Genomic DNA, 22,513 nt, shown 5'->3' on the forward strand with positions numbered 1-22,513 from the left:
CCTCACTTACTTAATAATAACTGGACGGTTATTTTTTTCTTCTCTTTTTTCGTTTGTCCCTTATCTTGAAGTAATCTCAAGCGACCAAATTTTCTCACACTAATCAAATCTCCAACTTGAACAGTATAATCTGATTTGTCTACCACATGATAATTTACTTGGACAAGTTTCTTTTCAATCAACTGGTTTGCTTGATTCCTAGATAGTTTCAAAACATTTGATAAAAGAACATCTAATCGAAAACTAGACACAGATAAATCCAGTTCTCGATACTGTTCTAGCTTATCTATTTTCTCGGCGAAAGGACGTTCCTCCAGCGAAACAGGTATACGACCAATTTTCTTTAATCCATCTTGAAAGAGAAGAAGAAACTGCTGATTAATCATAATCTGCGCCCGTTCTTCATCTACTAGGATATCTCCAAAAAGTTTCCGTTCAATCCCTAATTGATTGATGACTGTCCCTAAAATCTTAGCATGCGTTAAATGTTCAAATTTATTGGAATACACAATTTCCTGAAGAGATATTTCAAAATCTGAAAACTCTGGTTGGAAATAATCTGGGTATAATAAAACTCGAACATACTCACTCGAGACAAATTCCCCACTACTGCTACAAGCAAGACCATAGGTTTTGGCCAAAATCTTTAATAGCTTCTCCTGATGAGGATTGATAAAAGGAGTTAAAAAAGGAGCATAGCTATCTTCTACCTTCTTTATCCATTCCATTCCCTTGTCAAGAAAGGGACGATCTTCTATGGAGAAATGCTGATAAATCCCTTTATTCATCCTATCATCGCCAGAAAACGGACTAGGTTTTCTCCTAAAAATCGAACCAAAACAATCGCAACCCAAACAGATAAATCAAGGCCCGCTATCTGTAAAGGCAGGCGTTGCAAGGGAGCAAGCACTGGTTTTACCAACGCTACAATCCAACGACCCAAACTGGATTCGTAGGCGCCTGGAAACCAAGACATGACAGCAAAGGCTACCAAAATCAGGGAGTAAATATCCACTGCATTATAAATCATACGAATTAAAAAAATCATTATCGTACTCTATTTCGTCTCATATCAAAATCAAACTCACCCTGTTGATCTTCATCTGGCAAACGAATATCTTCTACATTCACAATAACATTCACTGGTGTCAACAGATACATGGTAGAAGCTACTTTTTTCAGACTTCCAGCTAGAACATGGCAAGCCCCATCCAGGTAATCCAAACAACGACGAGCCTGCACTTCAGTCATATATTGAAAATCAATCAAGATACTTTCGTTTCCTGCCAATAAATCAACAATTTCTGTTGCGTCTTCATATTTTCTAGGATAACGAACATCTATAATGACCTTATCAGTTGCACGCTGACTTTGATTTGCCAATTCCTGTTGTCTTGCATGAAGTCTGGTGATATTGTTCTCCTTTGTTCCAGCTGATTGTGGAGTTTGAGTGATTGGGAGAGCCGGTTCCTGTGAAGAATTTACTGGAGTAAACACAGGCTCATCTCTTTTTTCATAAGGGAGACTTGAATCCTCATCCTCCGTAAAATAATCTATAAATCTATCGAATCTATCTTTTAAAGACATGGTTCTCTCCTACTTAAAAAATGCTGTACCTATACGAACAAAGGTGGAACCGAATTGAATCGCTTCTTTATAATCACGACTCATTCCCATACTTAACTCGGTCATAGGCATATTTGGAATTTGTTTTTCTTGGATTTCTCTTTGTAAATCTTGGGTCGCCTTGAAAATTTCTTTCAACTGCTCACTTCTAGCCTCAAAAGGTGCCATCGTCATTAAACCAACATATTCAATCTTATCTAGTCTGGCTAACTCTGGCAAGATATCCAGCAGTTCCTCTCTCGAAAAACCGTGCTTGCTTTCTTCTTTAGAAATATTTACTTGAAGGAAACACTTGATGACTCGGTCACTTCTTTTTTGGATTTCCTCCGCTAGCTTTACTGAATCCAAGGCATGGAAATAATCGACAAATTGTATGACATCTTTCACCTTACGTCTTTGCAAGGTACCAATCAAATGCCAAGTCACATCTCGATCTTTTAAAGCTTCATATTTTTCCAGAAACTTATCGACACGATTTTCACCGATATGATGAACACCTAGCGGAAGCAAGGATTCCGCTGTTGGTACATCTACATACTTGGTAACTGCAATGACAGAGACTGAACCACTCTCTCGATGAGCACTCAGACTAGCCTCTGCAACTTCTCGAAAAACAAGTTCTGTATTTTCTTTTACATTCATTTACTTAACGATTTTTGAAAAATGGAGGTGTATCCAATTCATCTTCATCTTGTGATGTTGGGGCTTCAAAGCGTTCAACTGGAGAAACGACTGAATCTGTTGTACGAACAATCGATTCACGGCGAAGATCCCAATCACCAAAAGCAGATGCCTGAGTTGGTTCCAAACGACGTGGATTTTGTTTTGGCAATTCAGCTGTTTCTGCCATATCAAAATGACGATTAAAGCCATGTGAATGAGCTGGTTTCACTGTCTCACGGTAGTTAGTAGTCGGTCTAGCTTGTGGAGCAACAGCCTTCTCTACGCGGTCTTGACGAACACCCGTTGCGACAACTGTTACACGAATTTCATCACGCATACTTTCATCAATTGAAGTACCGAGCCAGATGTTCACTCCTTGACCTGCTGCCTGGTTCACAATTTGTGAAGCCTCCTCAGCTTCAATCAAGGTTAAATCGAGACCACCAGTTACGTTGACAATCACATCTTCTGCTCCATCAATTGTTGTTTCAAGAAGTGGAGAGTAAATTGCCTTACGCGCCGCTTCTACCACACGTTCTTCTCCACTACCGATACCAATACCCATGAGAGCATTCCCTTTATTTGCCATAACTGTTTTCACATCGGCAAAGTCAAGGTTAATCAATCCTGGATTGGTAATCAAATCGGTAATCCCTTGAACACCTTGACGAAGAACGTTATCCGCTTCGCTAAGAGCCTCCAAGAGCGGTGTTTTCTTATCAACAATTTCAAGCAAGTTGTTGTTTGAAATAATCAATAGAGTATCTACATGCTCACGAAGTTGGTTGATTCCTTCAACGGCAAATTGTCCACGTTTGCTTCCTTCAAAACCAAAGGGACGTGTCACAACACCAACTGTAAGAGCACCTAAATCTTTGGCGATACGAGCAATAACAGGAGCAGCTCCAGTTCCAGAGCCTCCTCCCATACCAGCAGTGATGAAGACCATATCTGCGCCACTGATAGCTTCCGTCAGTGTTTCTTCGCTTTCTTCAGCAGCTTTACGACCAACCTCAGGTTGACCTCCTGCACCCAAACCACGAGTCAATTTAGGTCCCAACTGAATAACAGTCTCAGCTTTTGTACTACTCAATGCTTGTACATCTGTGTTTGCTGCGATAAATTCTACGCCTGTAACACCTTCGTCGACCATACGGTTGATGGCATTGCCACCACCTCCACCGACACCAATTACTTTAATCACTGCACCTTGAGCAACAGCTGTATCAAATGAAAATGTCATAATTTATTTTTCCTCTTTATTCGTCAAACATGCTTCCGATCAAGCCACGGAAACGATCTGCTAATTTCGGTTTATTTTGTGAAGCTTGTTGGAAATCCACCATTGGTTCTGTAGGCGCCACCGGCTCTACTTCTGGAGCAGGAGCTGGTTGAACAGGCGTTGATTGTACAAACTGAGCTGTCTTTTGCAGCATCCCACCAAAACTAATTGGCTGATGACTTAAGTCATTCTCACCTTTTATCGCTCTCTGAGCCAAAAGATTCACTTCTGTTAATTGACCCGCAAATTCTGATAAACTAATCACATGCGCAAAGGCTGGATTACGGATACCAACTTGATTTGGAACATAAAGCTTGACACGGACGCCAAAGACTTCCTGAGCAAGTTCAACCATACCTGGTAAAATGGCATTCCCACCGATTAAGACAATACCACCAGGGAGCTCCAATAGACGTCTTCTATCTAATTCTTGCTTGATTTGCTCAAGGATGTGCTTAATTCGTGCAGAAATAATTTCTGACAAGTAGGCTTCCGTCACTTCAACTGCTTCTACTTCTCCAATAACTTCTACTTGGAAGGTTTCTTTGCTTGCAAGAGGCGGATAGGCTTCCCCGTAATTCAGTTTCAAGCCTTCCGCTAATTTGCGAGAGGTTTTCAAAACCTTGGAGATATCTTTAGTTACATAATCTCCACCTTCTTGGAGAATATGTGTGAACTGAAGTTCTTGGTTACGGATTGTAGCGACAGTCGTTTGACCTGCTCCCATATCAATCACTGTAGCACCAAATTCACGTTCACCTTCGTTCAAAACTGATTGAACCATTGCTAGTGGTGAAATAATAACATTTTCAACCTGTAGTCCGACACGTTCTACTGTCTTACGTAGGTTATGTAAAATAGTGCGAGGACCTGTATAAAGCAAACCACGCATTTCAAGACGAACCCCCATCATGCCACGTGGGTCACGAATCCCTTGGAAACCATCCACAATAAATTCTTCAGGAATAAAGGTAATGACTTCACGGTCAGGTGTCATACTCTTTGTCAAAGCTGATTTGACAACATTTTCAACATCTTGATCCGTAATTTCCTTGGTATCAGATGTTACTGGAATCATCCCTTGAGTTGGTTCTACCTGCAAAAGATTACCAGGCAAGCCGACATTCACTGATTTAATCGAAATGCCTGCCTTTTCTTCTGCTTGGGAAATGGCTGACTTGATAGCAGTTGCTGCTGCATCAATATCAACAATAATTCCATCCTTTACACCTTTACTTTTGGCATTACTCACGCCAATTACATTTAATTCACCATTTCTCTGCTCGGCTACAAGCACCTTGACAGAGCTTGTTCCAATATCTAGACCTGTAAAAAAGCCTTCTCTAGCCATTACATCGCATCCTCTCTATCTTCCAAGTTTCGCACTTCGTATTATTCCATAGCTAAACTTAGGCATAGCTATTCACAGAATATTATAACACAAAAAATTTAATCATGCTTGCTTTTTTCCTAAATTTCCCAGCCAATTTTTGAGTTTCTATGTTCAGAAATTCTTATTTTATAAGCTGCTTGTAAAAACTCTCTAAGACAAAAAAAGAAAGCTCTGTGTTAAGCTTTCTTTGCAATCATTTTTTCTGCTTCTTGAGCTAAAAAGAATTCTAAGATTTTCTTAGTCAAACTGATAGTAGCTACCAGCACAATTGAAACAAGTAAATAATTAGCTACTAGACCATGATCCCCAACCAATGGCGGTTTTGTCAAGAATCCGTAATCCCCACCTGTTACCAAATTGACCACAAAAATTAAGGCATTTAATGCAAAGGTCATGAGAAAAATTCTTTTCACATCTAGCATTCTCGCATCGTACTGTCTCAAGAGATAAACCAGTGAGTTCCCCAAGAGTGCTAAATGACCAAAGATAAAGGATAAAATGGTGATATGTGGAAAAGGGTAAGCATCTGGCACTGGATAAACAAAGGCTGCTAATGTCCCAAATGTTCCCAATAATGCAAAGTATTGTTTATATTTGGACTGACCAGGAAGCAAGAGTACCACAAACATAGCCATACGGCAATGGTAAAAGGGTAGGCTTTCTGACAATGGCATATGATTGACCCAGTACCAACCATAAAGAAGGATCAACTGAACAGCCTGTAAAATCTGGAAAAATCGTTGGTAAACCTTCTTTTCACGATAGCGATAGGCTGTATAAAAGGTCAAGGCTAAGAGCGTAAATAGGCTAACATACCAAAAAAGGTCAAATTTAGGTGGTTCTGTTGGCTGAGTTGTAAAAAAAATATCCCATAAATTCATCTAGTCTTCCTCATAATTCAAAATTTTCCTGCATATTATTATACCATGCTATTTGTCAAAAATGGATTTAGAAATACGTAAATGTTTGACAAAATCACTTGGTTTCATTTTCTAAACTTTCTACCAACATGGCTAGGTTCATAGAGTTAGAGCCCTTGAGCAAGATTTGATCATTGGCACTGAGGCTTTCCTTGACCTGCTTGACTAGGTCTTCAAATTGGTCTTGGTCTTCTGTTTTCTTGAAATAGTAAACGTGGCCAATTGGGAACATTTGACTGGCAAGTTGGGCCAATTCAGCAATGTCTTCTCCGTAGAAAATCACGGTATCCAGCACATCTGGAGAAAGGCTCAAAATCATCTGATTATGGAGTTGAACTGACTGGTTACCCAGTTCCTTCATGTCCGCTAAAACCGCAATTTTCTTGCCCCCTTCATTGGCTGGAATGGCAGAGAAGGTCTCTAAAATCAGCTTCATAGCAGTTGGATTGGCATTGTAAACATCTGACAAGATGTCTGCTCCATTGGCTGCTTTCTTCCACTCGGTACGGTTACGCGTCAATTCAAGATTTTGGAAGGCCTGACAAATTTGTTCTTCTGAAACTCCTTCTTGTAGGGCCACATAAGCAGCAATCATAGCATTAGTGGCATTGTACTTACCAGTCACTGGCAAATCAAGGGCTTGTTCCAAGAAATTAGCTTTAAAGGTCAGACTGTCCTTACGCTCAACCAAGTCTGTGATTTCCAACTCTGCTCCTTGCCCAAAACGAACCACCTTTTTATCAGTTGGCAAGTAGGCCTCTACAATGGAGTCGGCTGGGGCCAAAAGCAAGGAATTCGAAGCCATGCCATCTGCAATTTGCATTTTTCCTTGGGCAATCTCCGAACGGTCTTTGAAAAAGGCCAAATGGGCTTCTCCAACCAAGGTCACGATGGCTATCTTTGGATGAGCCAATTCAGACAAGAGATGAATATCTCCCAAGTGATCCTGTCCCATCTCCAAAACCAACTTTTCTGTTCCTTCAGGCATATGGAGAACTGTGTATGGAAGACCAATCTCATTATTGTAGTTTCCTTGAGTTTTGTAGGTCTTGTAGGTCGTTGACAGTAAATGCGCTAGCATATCCTTGGTCGTCGTCTTACCATTTGAACCTGTGACAGCAAAGACATCTACAGCCATTTTCTCAAGATAGTAGGCAGCTAGGGTTTGAAAGGCAGTCAATACATCATCTACTAGAATATAGGGATGATTTACAAGCTCTTTCTCAGACAAGGTTGCTGTCGCACCATTTTCAAAGGCTGTTTCGATAAAGTCGTGACCATCACGCACACCTTTGAGTGGCACAAATAAATCTCCAGTCCCAATCAATCGACTGTCAAACTCAGCTTTCTCTAACCGGGTATCCTCAAAGATGCTGATATCATTTTTAGCTCCGACAACTTGAGCCACTTCATGGATTGTTAATTTCATTTCTACTCCTTTAAAAAGGGCTGAAGTCCGAGAACTCTGATCACCTTGCAATGATGGTTCTGTCTTCTACCCTCTCTTTCATTTTTTATAGCAAATGCGCTTCGCGCTTGTCAAAACTTTCCTTGGCAAGGTCAACCAAACGCTCGATTAAGTCTGGATAGCTGATTCCCATATTGTCCCAAAGAAGTGGATACATTGACCACTGGGTGAAACCTGGCATGGTATTCAGCTCGTTTAGGAAAATCTCACCCTTATCTGTATAGAAGAAATCGCAACGAGATAGACCGAGACCACCAATGGCACGGAAAGCAGTTTCTGCATTTTGACGCATGACAGCTACCACATCATCACTGATTTTAGCTGGGATGTCCATAGTAATCTTGTTATCAATATACTTGGCATCGTAGTCATAAAAGGCAACATCCTTGACAACTTCTCCTGGCAGCGTGCTTTTGACATCGTAGTTACCCAGTAGACCAACCTCGATTTCACGGGCATTTACCCCTTGCTCTACCAAGACACGGCTGTCATATTGAAAGGCAAGTTTCAAGGCTTGACAAAGTTCCTCTTGATTTTCAGACTTAGAAATACCGACACTAGACCCCATGTTTGACGGCTTAGTGAAGACTGGATAAGTCAATTTTTCTTCCACTTCAGCGATTTTAGCAGTCACATCATCCCCTTCAACGATAGCCACATAAGGAACTTGGGCAATACCAGCAGATTCCAGAACACGCTTAGTCGTGATTTTGTCCATGGCAAGGCTAGATGACAAGATATTACATCCGACATAAGGCATTTTCAAAACTTCTAAGAATCCTTGGACAGAGCCATCTTCTCCCATCGGACCGTGAAGAACTGGGAAGACCACTGCCCCTTCTTCATAGATAGCACTTGGTGCAACTTTCTTATCCCAATCAATAGTTTCATTGGTCATAAGACGGTCTTCTTGTCCCGGAGTCTGACTAAATTCCTGCGTTTTGATAAAGTCACCTGACTGACTGATAAAGAAAGTCTTGACTGTGAAACGGTCGTAATTGACCGCACGCATGACACTTTCCGCTGAAAGGACAGAGACTTCGCGTTCCGCACTCCGTCCACCATATAAAAGAATAATCGTTTGTTTCATATTATTTGTCCTAATTCTACTAGAATACTCGCTCTTTAGTATATCATATTTGCTTGTTTTTTTAAAACTTGAACCTGATCCTACTCATCACACTATACAAAAAGAGGCCGATATAAACGATTTTCAGCCTCCTTGATTTTTTATAAATGAATGAAGTTCGTAAATTTGTCTACACTTACAACTCTGTTCGATTTTCAATAGCCCGTAAGAGGGTCACTTCGTCCGCATACTCGATATCTGCTCCCACAGCGAGGCCTCGTGCCAGGCGCGTAACCTTGATCCCAGCTGGCTTGAGTAAGCGGGAAAGATACATGGAAGTCGCTTCCCCATCTGCTGTAGCATTTGTGGCTACGATCACTTCTGAAACCTCACTATCCATCAGACGAGTCATGAGGCTCTTGAGATTGATATCATCTGGACTGATACCATTCATAGGAGAAATAAGACCATGTAAGACATGATAGAGCCCGTGGTATTCTTGAATGTTCTCCATGGCTGCCACATCCCGACTATCCTCTAACACCAAAATCGTTGTCTGGTCACGACTTGGATCGGTACAGATAGAGCAAGGATCGTCGTCTGTCAAACGTCCACAAATAGAACAGTAGGTCAATTCTCTCTTAGCAGAAAGGAGATTTTTTGCAAATTCATTGACATCATCATCAGACATCCCAATCGTATAAAAGGCCAGACGCGTGGCCGTCTTAATCCCGATACCTGGTAACTTAGAATAACTGTCAATCAGCTTAGCAATGGGTGTTGGATAAAACATAAATTCCTTTCTAGTTCATTGGATGGTATTTTTGATACAGATTGATAATGTCACGCGCAATGGAAGGTCCTACACCATTTGTTAGATTGGTATTATGAGGAAAGACCACTGCAACAGCGATTTGGGGATTATCAGACGGGGCATAGGCCACCGCATTAGTATTGGTTGCTTGCTGGCCATCTGCCACATAGCTTTCGGCTGTACCCGTTTTTCCGCTAATGGATACCAAGGCACCATTTGAAAAGGCACGTCCAGTTGTCAATCCACTAGTCCCATGAGCAACCTGATAAAAACCTTGGTGCAAGACACTCATATCGGAGTCGGATATATTGACCTTATTCATCTCTGTCGGTTTCAGTTGCTGAATCAAGTCGCCCAGTCCTCCCTTATCATTATTACCATAAATGCCTTCAACAATACGAGGAGCCACACGAACACCATCATTTGCAATAGTTGCTACATACTGAGCCAACTGCATGGGCGTATAGTTATCAAACTGCCCAAAGGCATTAGTAATGTAATTAGCAAAGCTATACTCTTTGGGAACAAATCCAGTAGATTCATCTGGTAGGTCAATCCCAGTCGCAGAGCCCAAGCCATATTCACCAAAGGTTGAACGCAATTTCCCCATAGCTGACTCTAGCTTGCTGGTGCCGACAAACATATTGGGTTGGTAGGTTTGCCCCATAAGACCTAAGGCTGTTTGGACCATATAGGTATTAGATGAATACTCCAGAGCTTGGACTGCTGTGATAGGGAATGAACCGTAAGCCTGAGTATACCAAGAATTGATGGGAGCTGAACCTTGGAAGACAATGGACTGGTCTGTCAAGGTCTGGTTTCCTGACAAGACTCCATTTTCCCAGCCAGAGCTGATGGTCGCAGCCTTGACAACCGAACCTGGGACAAAGACATTGGTTACCGTTCCCAAGGAATCAGGCGTCAACTCTCCCGTTTTCAGGTCATGTTTGAGTCCTGACATAGACAAAACAGCACCTGTTTTGGGGTTAAGGGCGACTGCATAGACACCTTCAGAATACTTGGCTCCTCCATTTCCTAGCTCGGAATTGAAATAACTTTTCAGCAGAGCATCCACGCTATCTTGGAAGGCCAAATCAATGGTCAGCTTGATATTGTTTCCCTTACTACCTTCCTCAATTGTATCCACGCTTTCCATATTACCATATTTATCCAGATGGATTTCTTTTACCGAGCGTTTTCCTTGCAAGGTCTCTTCATATTGCTTTTCCAAATACGAAGTTCCAACACGGTCATTTAGAGAATAGCCTTTTTTAAGATAGGCTTCTGCTTCTTCCGCCGGGAGACCAGCTTTTTCACTGGATACACTCCCTACTATAGAAGAAAGAGAAGTTTCCAAAACCTTTCGATCCCAAGAAGTAGAAATACTAATGCCAGGCATCTCCTTTGAAATAGAGGCAATAACAGCCACCTGAGAATCATTTAAAGGATCTGTCGCAATGGTACCTGTCGCAAAGTTTCTAACAGCATTTAACTGACTAAAAAGATAGATTTCTTTCTTTTCATCCTCTGTATAGTTTAGTTGACTCGTTTGGACACTATCGACCGCATTGTTATACAGTTCTGATTCGGATAGGCGATTGCCATCTGAATCCAAGCGTTTCTCGCTTGGGAGAGCCTCCACTGTCTGTTTATAGATTTCAGGATCAGCCAAATAGTAATCCGCCAGCTGGCGTTCTGTCAAATTTAGAGAGCTGATGCTCACATAAGTCAGTAACTTTTTAGCTGTTTCTTTTAAGTCTGTAGCCGTCATTTTATTGCTACGCGTAAAGGAAACAACCTTCTTTAGCGTATTTTCTACCAAAGGTTTCCCACTAGCATCATAAATTTCCCCACGGGCAGAACTGCTTGTGACCTTGGTCTGACTAGCTGATGCTAGCTTTTTTTCGTAAAAATCCTTGTTTAAAACCTGCATATACAACAAACGACCAATAATGGTCATAAAGAGTAAAATGATGATTGAAAACAATAAATTAAGCCGAATCGGAATCGAATGGCTGTTAAATTTTCTCATACAAATCAGTCTCATTTCTAATACTCAATGAAAATCAAAGAGCAAACTAGGAAGCTAGCTGCAGGCTGTACTTGAGTACGGCAAGGCAACGATGACGTAGTTTGAAGAGATTTTCGAAGAGTATAATTAAAATCTTACTCTTAATTGTACCACAATTTGAGTAGAAAATTATGGAAAAGTAAGAAGCTTTTTCGACTTTTTCGTTTTTAAAACAGAGATGCGTTTTTATTTATCTATCCTTATATTATGTGTTATAATGAAGTGTGACTATTCCCTGATCTAGTCTTCCAGTATGACTCATGTAAAGGAGCTTTCCCTATGGACAAACCAGATATCGCAACTATCATTGATTCACATTTTGAAGAAATGACAGACCTAGAGCAAGAAATCGCTCGCTATTTTTTGCAAGCTGAAACGATTACAGATGATTTATCTTCTCAACAAGTCACCCAAAAATTACATATTTCTCAAGCTGCTTTGACCCGCTTTGCTAAAAAGTGTGGCTTTACTGGCTACCGAGAATTTATTTTCCAATACCAACATCAGGCAGAAAATCAAGCCAACCAAGTCTCCAAGCACAGTCCACTGACCAAACGAGTCCTCAGAAGTTATAGCAATATGAGGGAACAAACACAAGACTTGATTGACGAAATCCAACTAGAACGAATTGCCCAGCTAATCGAAGATGCTGAGCGTGTCTACTTCTTCGGAACAGGGAGTTCTGGCCTCGTCGCCCGTGAAATGAAATTGCGGTTCATGCGTCTGGGTGTGGTCTGCGAAGCCTTGACCGATCAAGATGGCTTTGCATGGACAACCAGCATTATGGAGGAAAATTGTCTCGTACTGGGCTTCTCACTTTCTGGTGCAACACCTTCTATTTTAGATAGTCTATTAGATGCCAAGGAGATGGGGGCAAAGACTGTACTCTTTTCAAGTGTTCCCAATAAAGATAGCCAGGCCTACACAGAGACTGTTCTTGTAGCCACCCACAGCCAGCCTTCCTATATCCAACGAATATCCGCTCAACTTCCTATGCTCTTCTTTATCGATTTGATTTATGCCTACTTTTTGGAAATCAATCGCGAAAGCAAGGAAAAAATCTTTAATAGCTACTGGGAAAATAAGAAACTCAACGGCTATCGTAGACAAAAACGTGTCAGAAAATCCTAGTTTGGCTAAGCCAAACTAGGATTTTTATTCATCACCAAACATACCTCTTCAAGATTATGAATTAGTCATATCTTGACTTAGTCTTGAATAATTTCATGTAATCACTTTTTGAAGGGAGTAAATAAGCAAGTCTGACGGTATCCTCAACAATTGTATACAATACAATGTAATCCTTACTCAAGGTCCATCCTCGCGTTTGGTAGCGAGGGTCTAATTTCTTACCAAATTTTTCATCAGCATCAAATCCAGCTTGGGGGAAAATTTCTAGCCGATTAATATCTTTTCTAATATTGGCTACTTTTCGTCTCGCAGCCTCTACAGAACCGATTTCCTCCGCTATATACTGATATATTTTATCCAGACTATCAATCACTCTAGGAGAATACAAAATCCTATATCTTTTATAATCCATAGCGTGTCACGACATCCTCATCTGTCAAGTAATTTCCAGCCTCAATCTTGGCATAACTTTCTTGAACTTCTGCTTGTAATTGTCTAAACAAATACTCCTTCTCTAATTCCTCTTCACTCAGTAAATCTACTTCATTTGTTACGGCAACATTCTTTAAAAATAATCTGAGTGCTGATGAAAGAGAGAGATTTTTTTCTTTTAACACTTCCATGGCATCATTTACTAATTCTCTATTAGCTTGGAAGGTCACAATCTTACTTGAATTCGCTATAGTCATTTTATATAATTCCTTTATATATTTTATTTATTATCTCACAATTATAAAGAAAGTCAAGGGAATTTGATTAGAAAATCCTAGTTTGGCTGAGCCAAACTAGGATTGTTTTGTCTTAAAATGATAATATGCACCAAGCATACCTGCTGTATTCTGGTGATGGGCAAATTCTAATCGTGTTTTTTCTGCTAAACTTGGTACCAAAGCCTCTTTCAAGGCTGTGCGGATCTTAGGTTTGAGGATAGCCTCTTGCCCCATGATACCACCACCAAGAATAACCACTTCTGGATTGGCAACGTAGCAAATATTTGCCAGACCTTTTCCTAGATAGTCTACCATGCGGTCAATACCTTCCATGCAGAGTTTATTGCCTTCAGTGGCTTCCTTGAAAATGCGTCGGCCATTCCACTGATCAACATCTTCTCCATGAGATGTTGCTACATACTCCACCAAGGCTGTGGTAGAAGCGAGATCCTGAAAAGCTCCATCTTGCATATGCATATACCCGACTTCACAGGCCGAATTGCTAAAACCATGGAAGACTTTCCCATCCATAATCAAGCAACCACCGATACCTGTTCCAATGGTCAAGCAAAGGGTGACACTTGCTCCCTTACCTGAACCAGATACTGCCTCAGCCAGACCTGCACAGTTGACATCATTTTCAATCTCACAAGGAATAGCAAAGCTTTCTTCGATTTCCTTCTTGAACTGGGTTCCTGCATAATTTGGAATCTGAGGTCCAGCGTAGAAAATTTCCCCCTTATCAGGATCCACCATTCCTGCAGAAGAAATGGCAACACCTGCTACTGGGCCTTTTTCTAAATAGCTGGCTACAATATCTTTGGTTTTTTGTAAGATATGAGGTCCACCCTTATACGCTTCAGTTGGCATTTCATGCGATTCAAGAAGTTGCCCCTCTTGATCAACCAAACCATACTTGATGTTGGTTCCACCTATATCAATTGCAACGTAGTGTGTCATAAATACCTCCTTATGGATTAGAGGAAGCGCTCCTTGGTTTCACGAATCAAGGCTGCAGCTGCTTCTACAACTGGACGATCTTCTTCCGTTACTGGCGTCAATGGTGAACGAACAGAACCAATATTCAATCCTTCATTGATCTTCAAGACTTCTTTAATGACACCGTACATATTTCCATGTGCAGCAGTCAATTTACCAATGATAGCGTTGATAGCATACTGTAACTCACGCGCTGTTTCTAAATCTTTATCCGCAATCAATTGGTTGAGTTTCAAGAAGAGTTCTGGCATAGCACCATAAGTACCACCGATACCAGCTTTGGCACCCATGAGGCGACCACCTAGGAACTGTTCATCTGGACCGTTAAAGACGATATGGTCTTCCCCACCAAGGCTGACAAAGGTTTGGATATCTTGAACTGGCATAGAAGAGTTCTTCACACCGATAACACGAGGATTCTTCAACATTTCGGTATAAAGACTTGGAGTCAAAGCAACCCCTGCCAATTGAGGAATGTTGTAGATCACGTAGTCTGTGTTTGGAGCTGCAGAACTGATATCGTTCCAGTATTTGGCAACTGAGTATTCAGGCAAGCGGAAGTAAATTGGTGGAATTGTTGCAATGGCATCTACTCCCAAGCTTTCAGCGTGGCGAGCCAGTTCCATACTATCTTTGGTATTGTTGCAAGCAACATGGGCAATAATAGTTAATTTACCTTTAGCAACTGCCATGACTTCTTCCAAAATCAACTTGCGGTCTTCTACACTTTGGTAGATACATTCACCAGAAGAACCATTGACATAAAGACCTTGAACACCTTTATCAATGAAGTATTGAACCAAGGCACGTGTACGCTCTGGACTTACTTCTCCTTGATCATCATAACATGCGTAGAAGGCTGGAATGACACCTTCGTATTTTTTCAAATCTGACATAGATTTTCTCCTATTATTTTTATTTTCTGCTAAAGCAGATTCTTTCTTTACTTCTTTAGTATACACTTTACCGAAAAGGCTTTCAATATCTTATAGACACTTAGATTTTAGTTTCTAGCTTATAGAATAGCGTTTGAAGCCTTTGAAAGTAGTTTCAGAAATAAGACTCCTATTGATATTTTGCGAAAATTTTCTCCATCAATCCAGTCTGGATAAAGACCAATAGTCCAAACCCAAAAAGTAGGAAGACTGAGCCACCTAAGAGTAGACTGAAGGCGGACAGATAAAGAACCATCACAATGAGGACAAGAATGGCTAACATGAGGAAGAACCAAGGAAAGTTAAAACTAGCCAACATCAATCCTTTTTGAAGAATTTCTTTCCAAGATAGGTCATAACGTGCCGCGATAGGGTAACTAGCCAGCATCACGATAGTAAGAAACATCAGAATACCTAAACAAATGGCTTTCAGCAATTGGAAGGGCAGAGCTGTTTGACCCCAGAAAAGATAGAGATCTGAAAAGGTAAGAAATACAATTCCTAACTCCATTAAACCCAGCTGAAGACCTAGTTTCAGATTTTGCTTGAAAGATCTTAGATAGATTTTAAAAACAGGCACCCGTCTGCTCTTCTTAATCTCAAACATGGTCTCGTAGAGGCTGATTTTAGCCACTCCAATCGTCACGATGGGCAAACAAGAGACGACAAAAAGAAGATTGGCTGTCACGATGTCCAAGACTTTCTCACTGAAACGCATGAGAAAGTTGTCTGTATCAAATGCTGCCTTGATAAGGCTTACTCCTTTTTGTGCCATGTTTGCTCCTCCATCATTTTTCTTTGTAAACTGTTTTCTTTTTTGTCAGTAAAGCTTTCATAAGTCCCTACCATGAACAAATCTATTTTTTCTTTTTTCTTTTGGACTTTTTTCTACTTTTATCTATGGACATATAATCTATATATATCCCGGACAGCGAAGCAATTAAAATAGTACTCCAAGTATGCTCATTAAATCCATCTAGCCCTCCACGGATTATCATTGCAAGCACTGTCCAAGCTAACATATTCAATAAAAAAATACAAAGTGCTTTCAATAAAAAAATACAAAGTGCTTTCATTCTCACATTTTAAAAGTTTATACGACCATTGTTAGGGATTTTATCATGTGCATCCCAAGCTGCAGCAATATTGTAGGCAAAATTACCATATACATCAGCTACATTCACAGCTATTTGTAAAATCCATCCAGAAATCTTGGTCAATAATCCTACTCTTGCTGCTGCAGTTGCAGCTGCCCTACTTAAGATCGAGCGCGCCATACTAATACCATACTTAGCCGCATAAGTACCTAATTTTATGTATTTACCAATCAATCCAGTCACAATGCCCTTAATTATCCAAGCCATCTCATTAACTGTAATTCCCTTTCCATCTAAGAAACTAGCTCTTGCAGCATACTTAGAAGATACCATTTCTAGCAATTCAATTTTACGTTCATCTGATATGTCTGGATAGACTCCTTTGCTATCTTCCACCAAATCCTTAATTTCTTGTTCAGTTAGCAAGTAATTTTGAGATAATTTTGCATCTATTCGATCCATTTCTGACTGTATAGTTTGGATATGCGAGACTTCATTCGCATACACAATTGAAGGTAAAATATTACTCATTAGCAATAAACAGACTGACAAGAAGATACCAATTTTTAAATATTTTATTCTCATTTCTCTACCTCACAAAGATCAATTTCATGGTAGAGTATTATCAAAGCTTTACAAAAAAACAATTCATCCTATTTTTAATCAATCAAAATTTTAAAGAGATATTTTCGAACCTTTTCTTCCATGCCTGCATAGCCAGTTGGCTGATGTGGCTCACCTGGGAAGAAAATCGCAAAATTGTGATAACCCAATAAGAGTGGGGAGTGTTCATGACAATAAACAAAGCCAATGTCACTCGCTTCGTCGAATGCTACTGCCTCGTCTTTGATACGTGAACCGTAGCTCGAATATTCATGTCCTTCTACCAGCAAATGCAAGTCTGCATAGTTCTTATGGTGTTCAAATTGATCATTTTCAGCTTGATTGAGGACATTTTCCTGAACAACTAGAAAGACTTTATCTCCATCAATATCATACTTTCCTAATTCGAAAGAATCCTTACGGTGTTGGTAGAGATAGTCGATAGCCTTGTCTAAATTAGGATGAATCCCTTTGTAAAAGGTGATGTTTTTCAAATCGTCAAAAATCATACTCTTTCCTTCGTTTCTGATAGTTAACTAAAACCATTCTTAAGTTGATAAGTGTCTGACAAAATCTTTATGGTAAGCAAATACCCAACATTTTGTAGACACTTATAACTCTATATTCTCTTATACTCAATGAAAATTGAAGAACAAACTAGGAAGCTAACCGCAGGCAATACTTAAGTATGGCAAGGTGACGCTGACCTAGTTTGCATTCGATTTTCGCAGAGTATTATCCTTTGACCGCTCCCATAGTAATACCCTGTGTGAAGGATTTTTGGAAGACAAGGAAGACTGTTACGATTGGCACGGCTGCAAGGGCAGCTCCTGCCATAATCAAACCATAGTTGGTTGCCATTTCAGCCTGCATGGTCGCAACCCCAAGTGAAATAGTCAAATTGTTACGTGAAGTCAACATTACCAACTGCATGAAGTAGTCATTCCAAGTATTGATGAAGGTAAAGATTGCAAGAGCCGCAAACCCTGGTTTTACAATTGGGAAGGCTACGCTCCAGAAGGTACGAATCTCACCACAACCGTCAATCTTAGCTGATTCGAGCAATTCTGTAGGGATATTTTCACTGAACTGTTTCATGAGGAAGACCCCAAATGGCCATCCAATCAAAGGCAAAATAACTGCCCAAAGAGTGTCATGAATTCCCATGAAGTTGACGATACGTACCAATGGTACAAGGACAACTTGTTTTGGAAGCGCCATAGCAGCGATAAAGATAGCAAATAGAATGCGTTGACCATAGAAACGTTTTTTAGCCAATACATAACCTGCTAGAGATGAGGTTGCACAGACTAAGAACATGGTTACCAATGAGATAAATACTGAGTTCCACATCCATTGCAAGGCAGGGTTCTGCACCATAAGTTGTTGGAAGTTTTCCATGGTTGGCATTTTAGGGAACCATTGTGGCGGAATCATAATGGTATCAGGCTGTGACTTGAATGCCCCTGTCAAAATCCAGTAGAATGGAAAGATGAACAGCACAGTCAACAAGAGCAAAATGATTGTTGAAATAACAGTAAAGGCTGTTAATGGTTTTTTTTCTGTAGATTGCATAACTGTCTCCTTTCTTTAGTATTCTACGTCGTTTCCAAGTACTTTAAATTGAACAAAGCTTACGATAGCAATCATGACTGCCAAGAAGACACCAATTGTGTTGGCATAGCCGTATTCTGTCAATTGGAAGGCTTTTTCGTACAGGTAGTACATCAAGGTACTTGTTGAGTAGTTTGGACCACCAGATGTCAAAAGCTGAATCAAGGCGAAACACTGGAAGGAGTTAATTGTTGTGATGATTGCAATATAAAGAGTTGTTGGAAGAAGGCTTGGCCATTTAATCTTCCAGAAAACTTGAAACTCAGTTGCACCATCAACACGCGCCGCTTCAACCAGTGAATTATCAATATTCCCCATAGCAGCGATATAAAGGATGATGGGCTGACCAACTGAAGTGGTCAAGAGAATAATCATAATCGCCATCAATGCCCAGTGCTTATCACCAAGCCATGAAATGTTTTGAGTAATGATATGACTTGATTTAAGCACAAAGTTCAAGATACCTGATAATGGATCATAGATCCATTTCCATACAACCGTTACGGCAACACTACCTGTTACAACAGGAAGGAAGAAGACAAAACGGTAGAAGGATCTGGCAATAGCATTTTGGTGATAGGTTTGCGATGCTACAAAGAGTGAAAATAGAACAACAACTGGCACAGATCCAATAACCAAAATAACTGTGTTAATCAGAGATTTTGCAAAGACAGGATCTTTAAACATACGGACATAGTTATCTAAGCCCACAAATTGGAAACTAGTCATAGAATAGTTAAAGAAACTTGTGATGAAGCCCATAATCATTGGTGCTAAAACAAAGATAATAAAGAAGAACAACACTGGTGCTAGGAAAGCATAGGAAATCACTGTTTCCCGCATACGAATTTTATTGACTTTCACAGTCGGCACCTCTCTTTCAAATAGAATAATTTTTTGACTTTCTTGAACTGTTTTAAAATCAAAATGAAATTTTTTATGATTCGCTTATGTAAGAACTTCATTTTAATTTCGTGACAGTTTCTTACATTTTAAACAAAAGCCCCCTTTTCTTACACTATCTGTGTAGAGGGAAAAGGGGGTATACACTCTTAGCTTCTTTAAAAACTACTTTTTATAGAATAACTAAGGACTATTGTTTCATAGCTTTTTTGATTGTTTCGTTCGCTTTTTCAGTGAAGGCTTTCAAAGCGTCCGCTGGTTTTTCGTCACCATTTGATACAGATTGCAACATTGGGAACCAAAGTGTTCTCATTTCAGCAAATCCATCAATAGTGTTGTAGTATGGTGAGTAGTATTGAGTCCAGCCGCTGATTGTTTCCATGCGTTTGTCTTCATAAAGTTTTCCAAATGAAGTACGGACTGGGAAAGCACCTGTACGAACTACGTCTTTAGGTCCCCACTCTTTGTCATCTGCGATAAACTGGATGAATTTCTTAGATGCAGCGACTTTCTTGTCGTCTTTATTGTTGAATACTGCAAATCCGTTTACAAGGTATTCAAGAGCTGGTTTACCTTCGTCTGATGGGAATGGTACTTCTACTACTTCTACCTTACTTGCTTCTAACAGTTTAGCTTGGATACCATTTTGAGCTGGTGCCCAAAGGGTTGTGTAAGATGTTTGACCGTTGGCAAAGTTTTGGATATCTGCCCCACCGTCAAATTGTGAACCATTATTGAGCAAATTGTCTTTAATCCAGCCAGTTGCTTTTTCAAGACCTTTGACGAATTTAGGATCATCAGTTGTATATTTGCTAACTTTTTCATCTGTTACAGAACCGCTATAAAGGTTAGAGATAAAGGCACGTGTTCCTTGGTCTCCCCCTTGACCAGAACTGAACAATGAACCTGGTGTGTAGCCCTTGTCTTTGAGTGCTTTCAATACTTTTTCAAAATCATCAGTTGTCCAACCTTCTTTTACAAGGTTTGCCACTCCAGCATCTTCTAGCATTTTCTTGTTCATTGCCATGTAGAATGGGGCAGAACTAATTGGATACATGTAAGCCTTGTCTCCAGCTTTACTTGCTTGTATGATGTTTTCGTTATTGACATCTTTAACAAATTCATCTGTGAAAAGGTCGTTCAACTCAGCCAATTTACCATTTTTACCGTATTGGATGATACGTCCTGGTGCGTCAAAGAGTACGTCCGGAGCTGTTCCTGCTTCGATGGCTGTTGTGATTTTTTCAGGGCCTGACTTGAAGTCGATGGTTTCCAATTTCACTTTTACATCTGGATTTGCTTTTTCAAACGCTTCGATGATTGATTTTTCATAAGTTCCAACACCGTCACCAGCTTTTTCTTGGGTAAATACTGGGAATGCCCACCAAGTGATTTCTGTTTTGGCACCGTCACCACCTGATTTACCAGCATCTTTATTTCCGCCAGAATTGCCACAAGCAGCAAGACCAAGAACCGCAGCACCCGCAAGTACTGTACAAGCTAATTTTCTAAATTTCATTTGTATTCTCCTATTTTATAAGCGTATCCAACTTGGATAATGAGTTCTTTGCATTTATATACGTTTTCATTTTTTCCTACTCATCAATCACTCTCCTCTATTTTTTATTAAGTCAGTAAGTACTTAATCATCTACACCTAAAATTTCATTAATACTATTTTTATATAAGATTGCTTTTGCTCCATAGATTGCTTGAATGCCACCCTTCACTTCTAAGACATCAACTGCACCAATTTGTTTTAAAAGTGCTTTATCAACTTGATTAACTTTTTTTACAGCTACACGTAAACGTGTCACACAAGCATCTACATCTTCTATATTATTTGATCCACCCAACGCTCTGATAATTTGTAGGCTATCCTGTTTTAAATGATCCGCAGTATTTGAAGTTGAATCTGCGGATTCAGAAATTTCTTTAGAATCTACTTCTTCTCCTCTTCCTGGCGTTAGAACGTTGAATTGAGTAATGAACCATCTAAAAATAATATAATACAAAACACTCCAAATAAGTCCAAATGGAATCTGAAGAACCCAATTCGTCTTAGCGTTCCCCTGCAAAATTCCAAATAAAGTGAAATCGATTACACCTCCTGAAAATGTGTTTCCTATTGAAATATTTAAGATGTCTGCAATAAAGAAGCTGACACCATCAAGGAATGCGTGAACAACATATAGAACCGGACTGACGAATAGAAACATAAATTCAATTGGTTCTGTAATACCGGTAATAAAAGATGTTAAAGCAACTCCAAAAAACAAACCCGCGTATTTTTTACGACGATTCTTAGGAACACTATGGTACATCGCTAAACAGGCAGCCGGTAAACCGAACATCATTGTTGAGAAACGACCTGCAAAAAACCTTGTTCCTTCTGTAAATAATCCAGAATGAGCCGGATCGGCTAATTGAGCAAAAAATATTTTTTGAGCTCCAACCACTGTTTGTCCTGCAACAGTTTCAACACCACCAAGTTCAGTATACCAAAACATAGGATAAATCATATGATGTAAGCCTACTGCTCCAGAAAGTCTCATTAAAAATCCATATAGAAAAGTTCCAATTGGACCTGCCTGAGAAATATATCCACCTGTAGAAACAAGAAGTTGTTGGAAAGGTGGCCAAATAACAAAGAAGACAAAGCCAATTAAGATAGAAGAGAACGATGTAACAATAGGAACGAAGCGTGAACCTCCAAAGAATCCTAAAGCGGAAGGTAATTGAATATTGCTATATCGGTTGTGCAAATATACGGCAACTATTCCGACAACTAATGCTCCAATAACTCCAGTATCAATTGCAGATCCTTCTGCCATAAAAAGTTTTACCAGAGCTTTGATCGTTGCAGTCATAACTAAGTAACCAGTTACTCCTGCTAACGCAGCGGTTCCTTTATCTCGTTTCGCTAAGCCAATACATAATCCCACACAGAGAAGTAGTGACAAGTTACTGAATACAACCTCTCCTGCAGAGCTCATTACTTGGAATATCGATTGAAAAATACTATTGTCTAGTATTGGATAAGTTGCTATCGTGGTTGGGTTTGAAAGTGCACCACCAATCCCCAAAAGTAGACCTGCTGCAGGAAGTATAGCTATAGGTAACATAAAAGCTTTTCCAACTTTTTGTAAAACTTTAAATATAAAACTCCCCCCTCACATCTTATTTAAGACCAGCAACGAAGCGTTCTGTAATCTC

The 22,513-nt window shown here is 40.0% G+C and carries 24 protein-coding genes; 1 reads left to right on the forward strand and 23 read right to left on the reverse strand.

The genetic code is table 11. From position 1 onward, the window contains the following. Positions 1–2 precede the first annotated feature (2 nt). The 11 genes from HT693_RS02680 to pbp2b form a co-directional block, all read right to left on the reverse strand. Positions 3–788, reverse strand: coding sequence for an RNA-binding protein (locus HT693_RS02680; RefSeq protein ID WP_001032411.1), 786 nt, complete (start codon positions 786–788; stop codon positions 3–5). Further along, complete coding sequence (locus HT693_RS02685) at positions 785–1,048, reverse strand: YggT family protein (RefSeq protein ID WP_000576513.1); 264 nt, start codon at positions 1,046–1,048, stop codon at positions 785–787. The genes HT693_RS02680 and HT693_RS02685 overlap by 4 nt, the downstream gene beginning before the upstream one ends. Further along, complete coding sequence (locus HT693_RS02690; RefSeq protein WP_000053381.1) at positions 1,048–1,587, reverse strand: cell division protein SepF; 540 nt, start codon at positions 1,585–1,587, stop codon at positions 1,048–1,050. Before HT693_RS02690 ends, HT693_RS02685 begins: the two co-directional genes overlap by 1 nt. A gap of 9 nt (positions 1,588–1,596) precedes the next feature. After that, positions 1,597–2,268: a YggS family pyridoxal phosphate-dependent enzyme gene (locus HT693_RS02695; RefSeq protein ID WP_001101087.1), complete on the reverse strand. Its 672-nt coding sequence runs from the start codon at positions 2,266–2,268 to the stop codon at positions 1,597–1,599. 4 nt (positions 2,269–2,272) lie between these two features. Beyond that, the gene (gene ftsZ, locus HT693_RS02700) at positions 2,273–3,532 is read right to left on the reverse strand and encodes a cell division protein FtsZ (RefSeq protein ID WP_172924784.1); all 1,260 of its coding nucleotides are present in this window, start codon (positions 3,530–3,532) and stop codon (positions 2,273–2,275) included. 16 nt (positions 3,533–3,548) lie between these two features. Beyond that, positions 3,549–4,922: a cell division protein FtsA gene (gene ftsA, locus HT693_RS02705; protein WP_138705204.1), complete on the reverse strand. Its 1,374-nt coding sequence runs from the start codon at positions 4,920–4,922 to the stop codon at positions 3,549–3,551. A gap of 218 nt (positions 4,923–5,140) precedes the next feature. Continuing rightward, complete coding sequence (locus HT693_RS02710) at positions 5,141–5,845, reverse strand: TIGR02206 family membrane protein (protein WP_054388023.1); 705 nt, start codon at positions 5,843–5,845, stop codon at positions 5,141–5,143. Positions 5,846–5,939: 94 nt separating this feature from the next. Then, positions 5,940–7,313, reverse strand: coding sequence for a UDP-N-acetylmuramoyl-tripeptide--D-alanyl-D-alanine ligase (gene murF, locus HT693_RS02715; RefSeq protein ID WP_138705206.1), 1,374 nt, complete (start codon positions 7,311–7,313; stop codon positions 5,940–5,942). 85 nt (positions 7,314–7,398) lie between these two features. Further along, on the reverse strand, positions 7,399–8,442 hold the full coding sequence (locus HT693_RS02720) for a D-alanine--D-alanine ligase (protein ID WP_138705207.1): 1,044 nt from the start codon (positions 8,440–8,442) through the stop codon (positions 7,399–7,401). Between the two features lie 175 nt (positions 8,443–8,617). Further along, positions 8,618–9,214, reverse strand: coding sequence for a recombination mediator RecR (gene recR / locus HT693_RS02725; protein ID WP_138705208.1), 597 nt, complete (start codon positions 9,212–9,214; stop codon positions 8,618–8,620). 10 nt (positions 9,215–9,224) lie between these two features. After that, the gene (pbp2b, locus tag HT693_RS02730) at positions 9,225–11,282 is read right to left on the reverse strand and encodes a penicillin-binding protein 2B (RefSeq protein ID WP_138705209.1); all 2,058 of its coding nucleotides are present in this window, start codon (positions 11,280–11,282) and stop codon (positions 9,225–9,227) included. A 303-nt stretch (positions 11,283–11,585) separates the two neighbouring features. On the opposite strand from pbp2b, the gene HT693_RS02735 reads away from it, so the two are divergent. Then, positions 11,586–12,437 (forward strand): MurR/RpiR family transcriptional regulator, encoded by an 852-nt coding sequence (locus HT693_RS02735; protein ID WP_138705210.1) that lies wholly within the window; start codon positions 11,586–11,588, stop codon positions 12,435–12,437. Between the two features lie 61 nt (positions 12,438–12,498). On the opposite strand, the gene HT693_RS02740 is transcribed toward HT693_RS02735, so the two are convergent. From HT693_RS02740 to HT693_RS02790, 12 genes are all read right to left on the reverse strand, one after another. Continuing rightward, positions 12,499–12,849 (reverse strand): type II toxin-antitoxin system RelE/ParE family toxin, encoded by a 351-nt coding sequence (locus tag HT693_RS02740; protein ID WP_000384969.1) that lies wholly within the window; start codon positions 12,847–12,849, stop codon positions 12,499–12,501. Further along, positions 12,839–13,126, reverse strand: coding sequence for a hypothetical protein (locus tag HT693_RS02745; protein WP_000150673.1), 288 nt, complete (start codon positions 13,124–13,126; stop codon positions 12,839–12,841). The genes HT693_RS02740 and HT693_RS02745 overlap by 11 nt, the downstream gene beginning before the upstream one ends. Positions 13,127–13,222: 96 nt before the next feature. Further along, on the reverse strand, positions 13,223–14,107 hold the full coding sequence (locus HT693_RS02750) for an ROK family protein (protein WP_023933715.1): 885 nt from the start codon (positions 14,105–14,107) through the stop codon (positions 13,223–13,225). A 17-nt stretch (positions 14,108–14,124) separates the two neighbouring features. Next, entirely contained in the window at positions 14,125–15,042 is a 918-nt protein-coding gene (locus HT693_RS02755; protein ID WP_001281495.1) for a dihydrodipicolinate synthase family protein, read from the reverse strand. A gap of 169 nt (positions 15,043–15,211) precedes the next feature. Continuing rightward, positions 15,212–15,856, reverse strand: coding sequence for a YesL family protein (locus HT693_RS02760; RefSeq protein ID WP_023940409.1), 645 nt, complete (start codon positions 15,854–15,856; stop codon positions 15,212–15,214). Positions 15,857–15,938: 82 nt separating this feature from the next. Next, positions 15,939–16,133, reverse strand: coding sequence for a hypothetical protein (locus tag HT693_RS11840; RefSeq protein WP_001810112.1), 195 nt, complete (start codon positions 16,131–16,133; stop codon positions 15,939–15,941). Positions 16,134–16,166: 33 nt separating this feature from the next. After that, positions 16,167–16,511: a hypothetical protein gene (locus HT693_RS02765; RefSeq protein ID WP_025170608.1), complete on the reverse strand. Its 345-nt coding sequence runs from the start codon at positions 16,509–16,511 to the stop codon at positions 16,167–16,169. A gap of 326 nt (positions 16,512–16,837) precedes the next feature. Further along, positions 16,838–17,290: a YhcH/YjgK/YiaL family protein gene (locus tag HT693_RS02770; protein ID WP_023940408.1), complete on the reverse strand. Its 453-nt coding sequence runs from the start codon at positions 17,288–17,290 to the stop codon at positions 16,838–16,840. 226 nt (positions 17,291–17,516) lie between these two features. Continuing rightward, positions 17,517–18,356, reverse strand: coding sequence for a carbohydrate ABC transporter permease (locus HT693_RS02775; protein ID WP_001192006.1), 840 nt, complete (start codon positions 18,354–18,356; stop codon positions 17,517–17,519). A gap of 15 nt (positions 18,357–18,371) precedes the next feature. Continuing rightward, a complete protein-coding gene (locus HT693_RS02780; RefSeq protein ID WP_161802645.1) occupies positions 18,372–19,238 on the reverse strand; it encodes a sugar ABC transporter permease in 867 nt (288 codons plus the stop codon). 250 nt (positions 19,239–19,488) lie between these two features. Continuing rightward, positions 19,489–20,817 carry an ABC transporter substrate-binding protein gene (locus HT693_RS02785; protein WP_023936033.1) on the reverse strand — a complete coding sequence of 443 codons (1,329 nt, stop codon included), beginning with the start codon at positions 20,815–20,817 and terminating at the stop codon, positions 19,489–19,491. Between the two features lie 123 nt (positions 20,818–20,940). Next, a complete protein-coding gene (locus tag HT693_RS02790) occupies positions 20,941–22,458 on the reverse strand; it encodes a PTS transporter subunit EIIC (protein ID WP_031222794.1) in 1,518 nt (505 codons plus the stop codon). Positions 22,459–22,513: the final 55 nt, after the last annotated feature.

The sequence above is a fragment of the Streptococcus sp. 2154 genome (genome assembly GCF_013277255.1).
Taxonomy (GTDB): domain Bacteria; phylum Bacillota; class Bacilli; order Lactobacillales; family Streptococcaceae; genus Streptococcus; species Streptococcus pseudopneumoniae.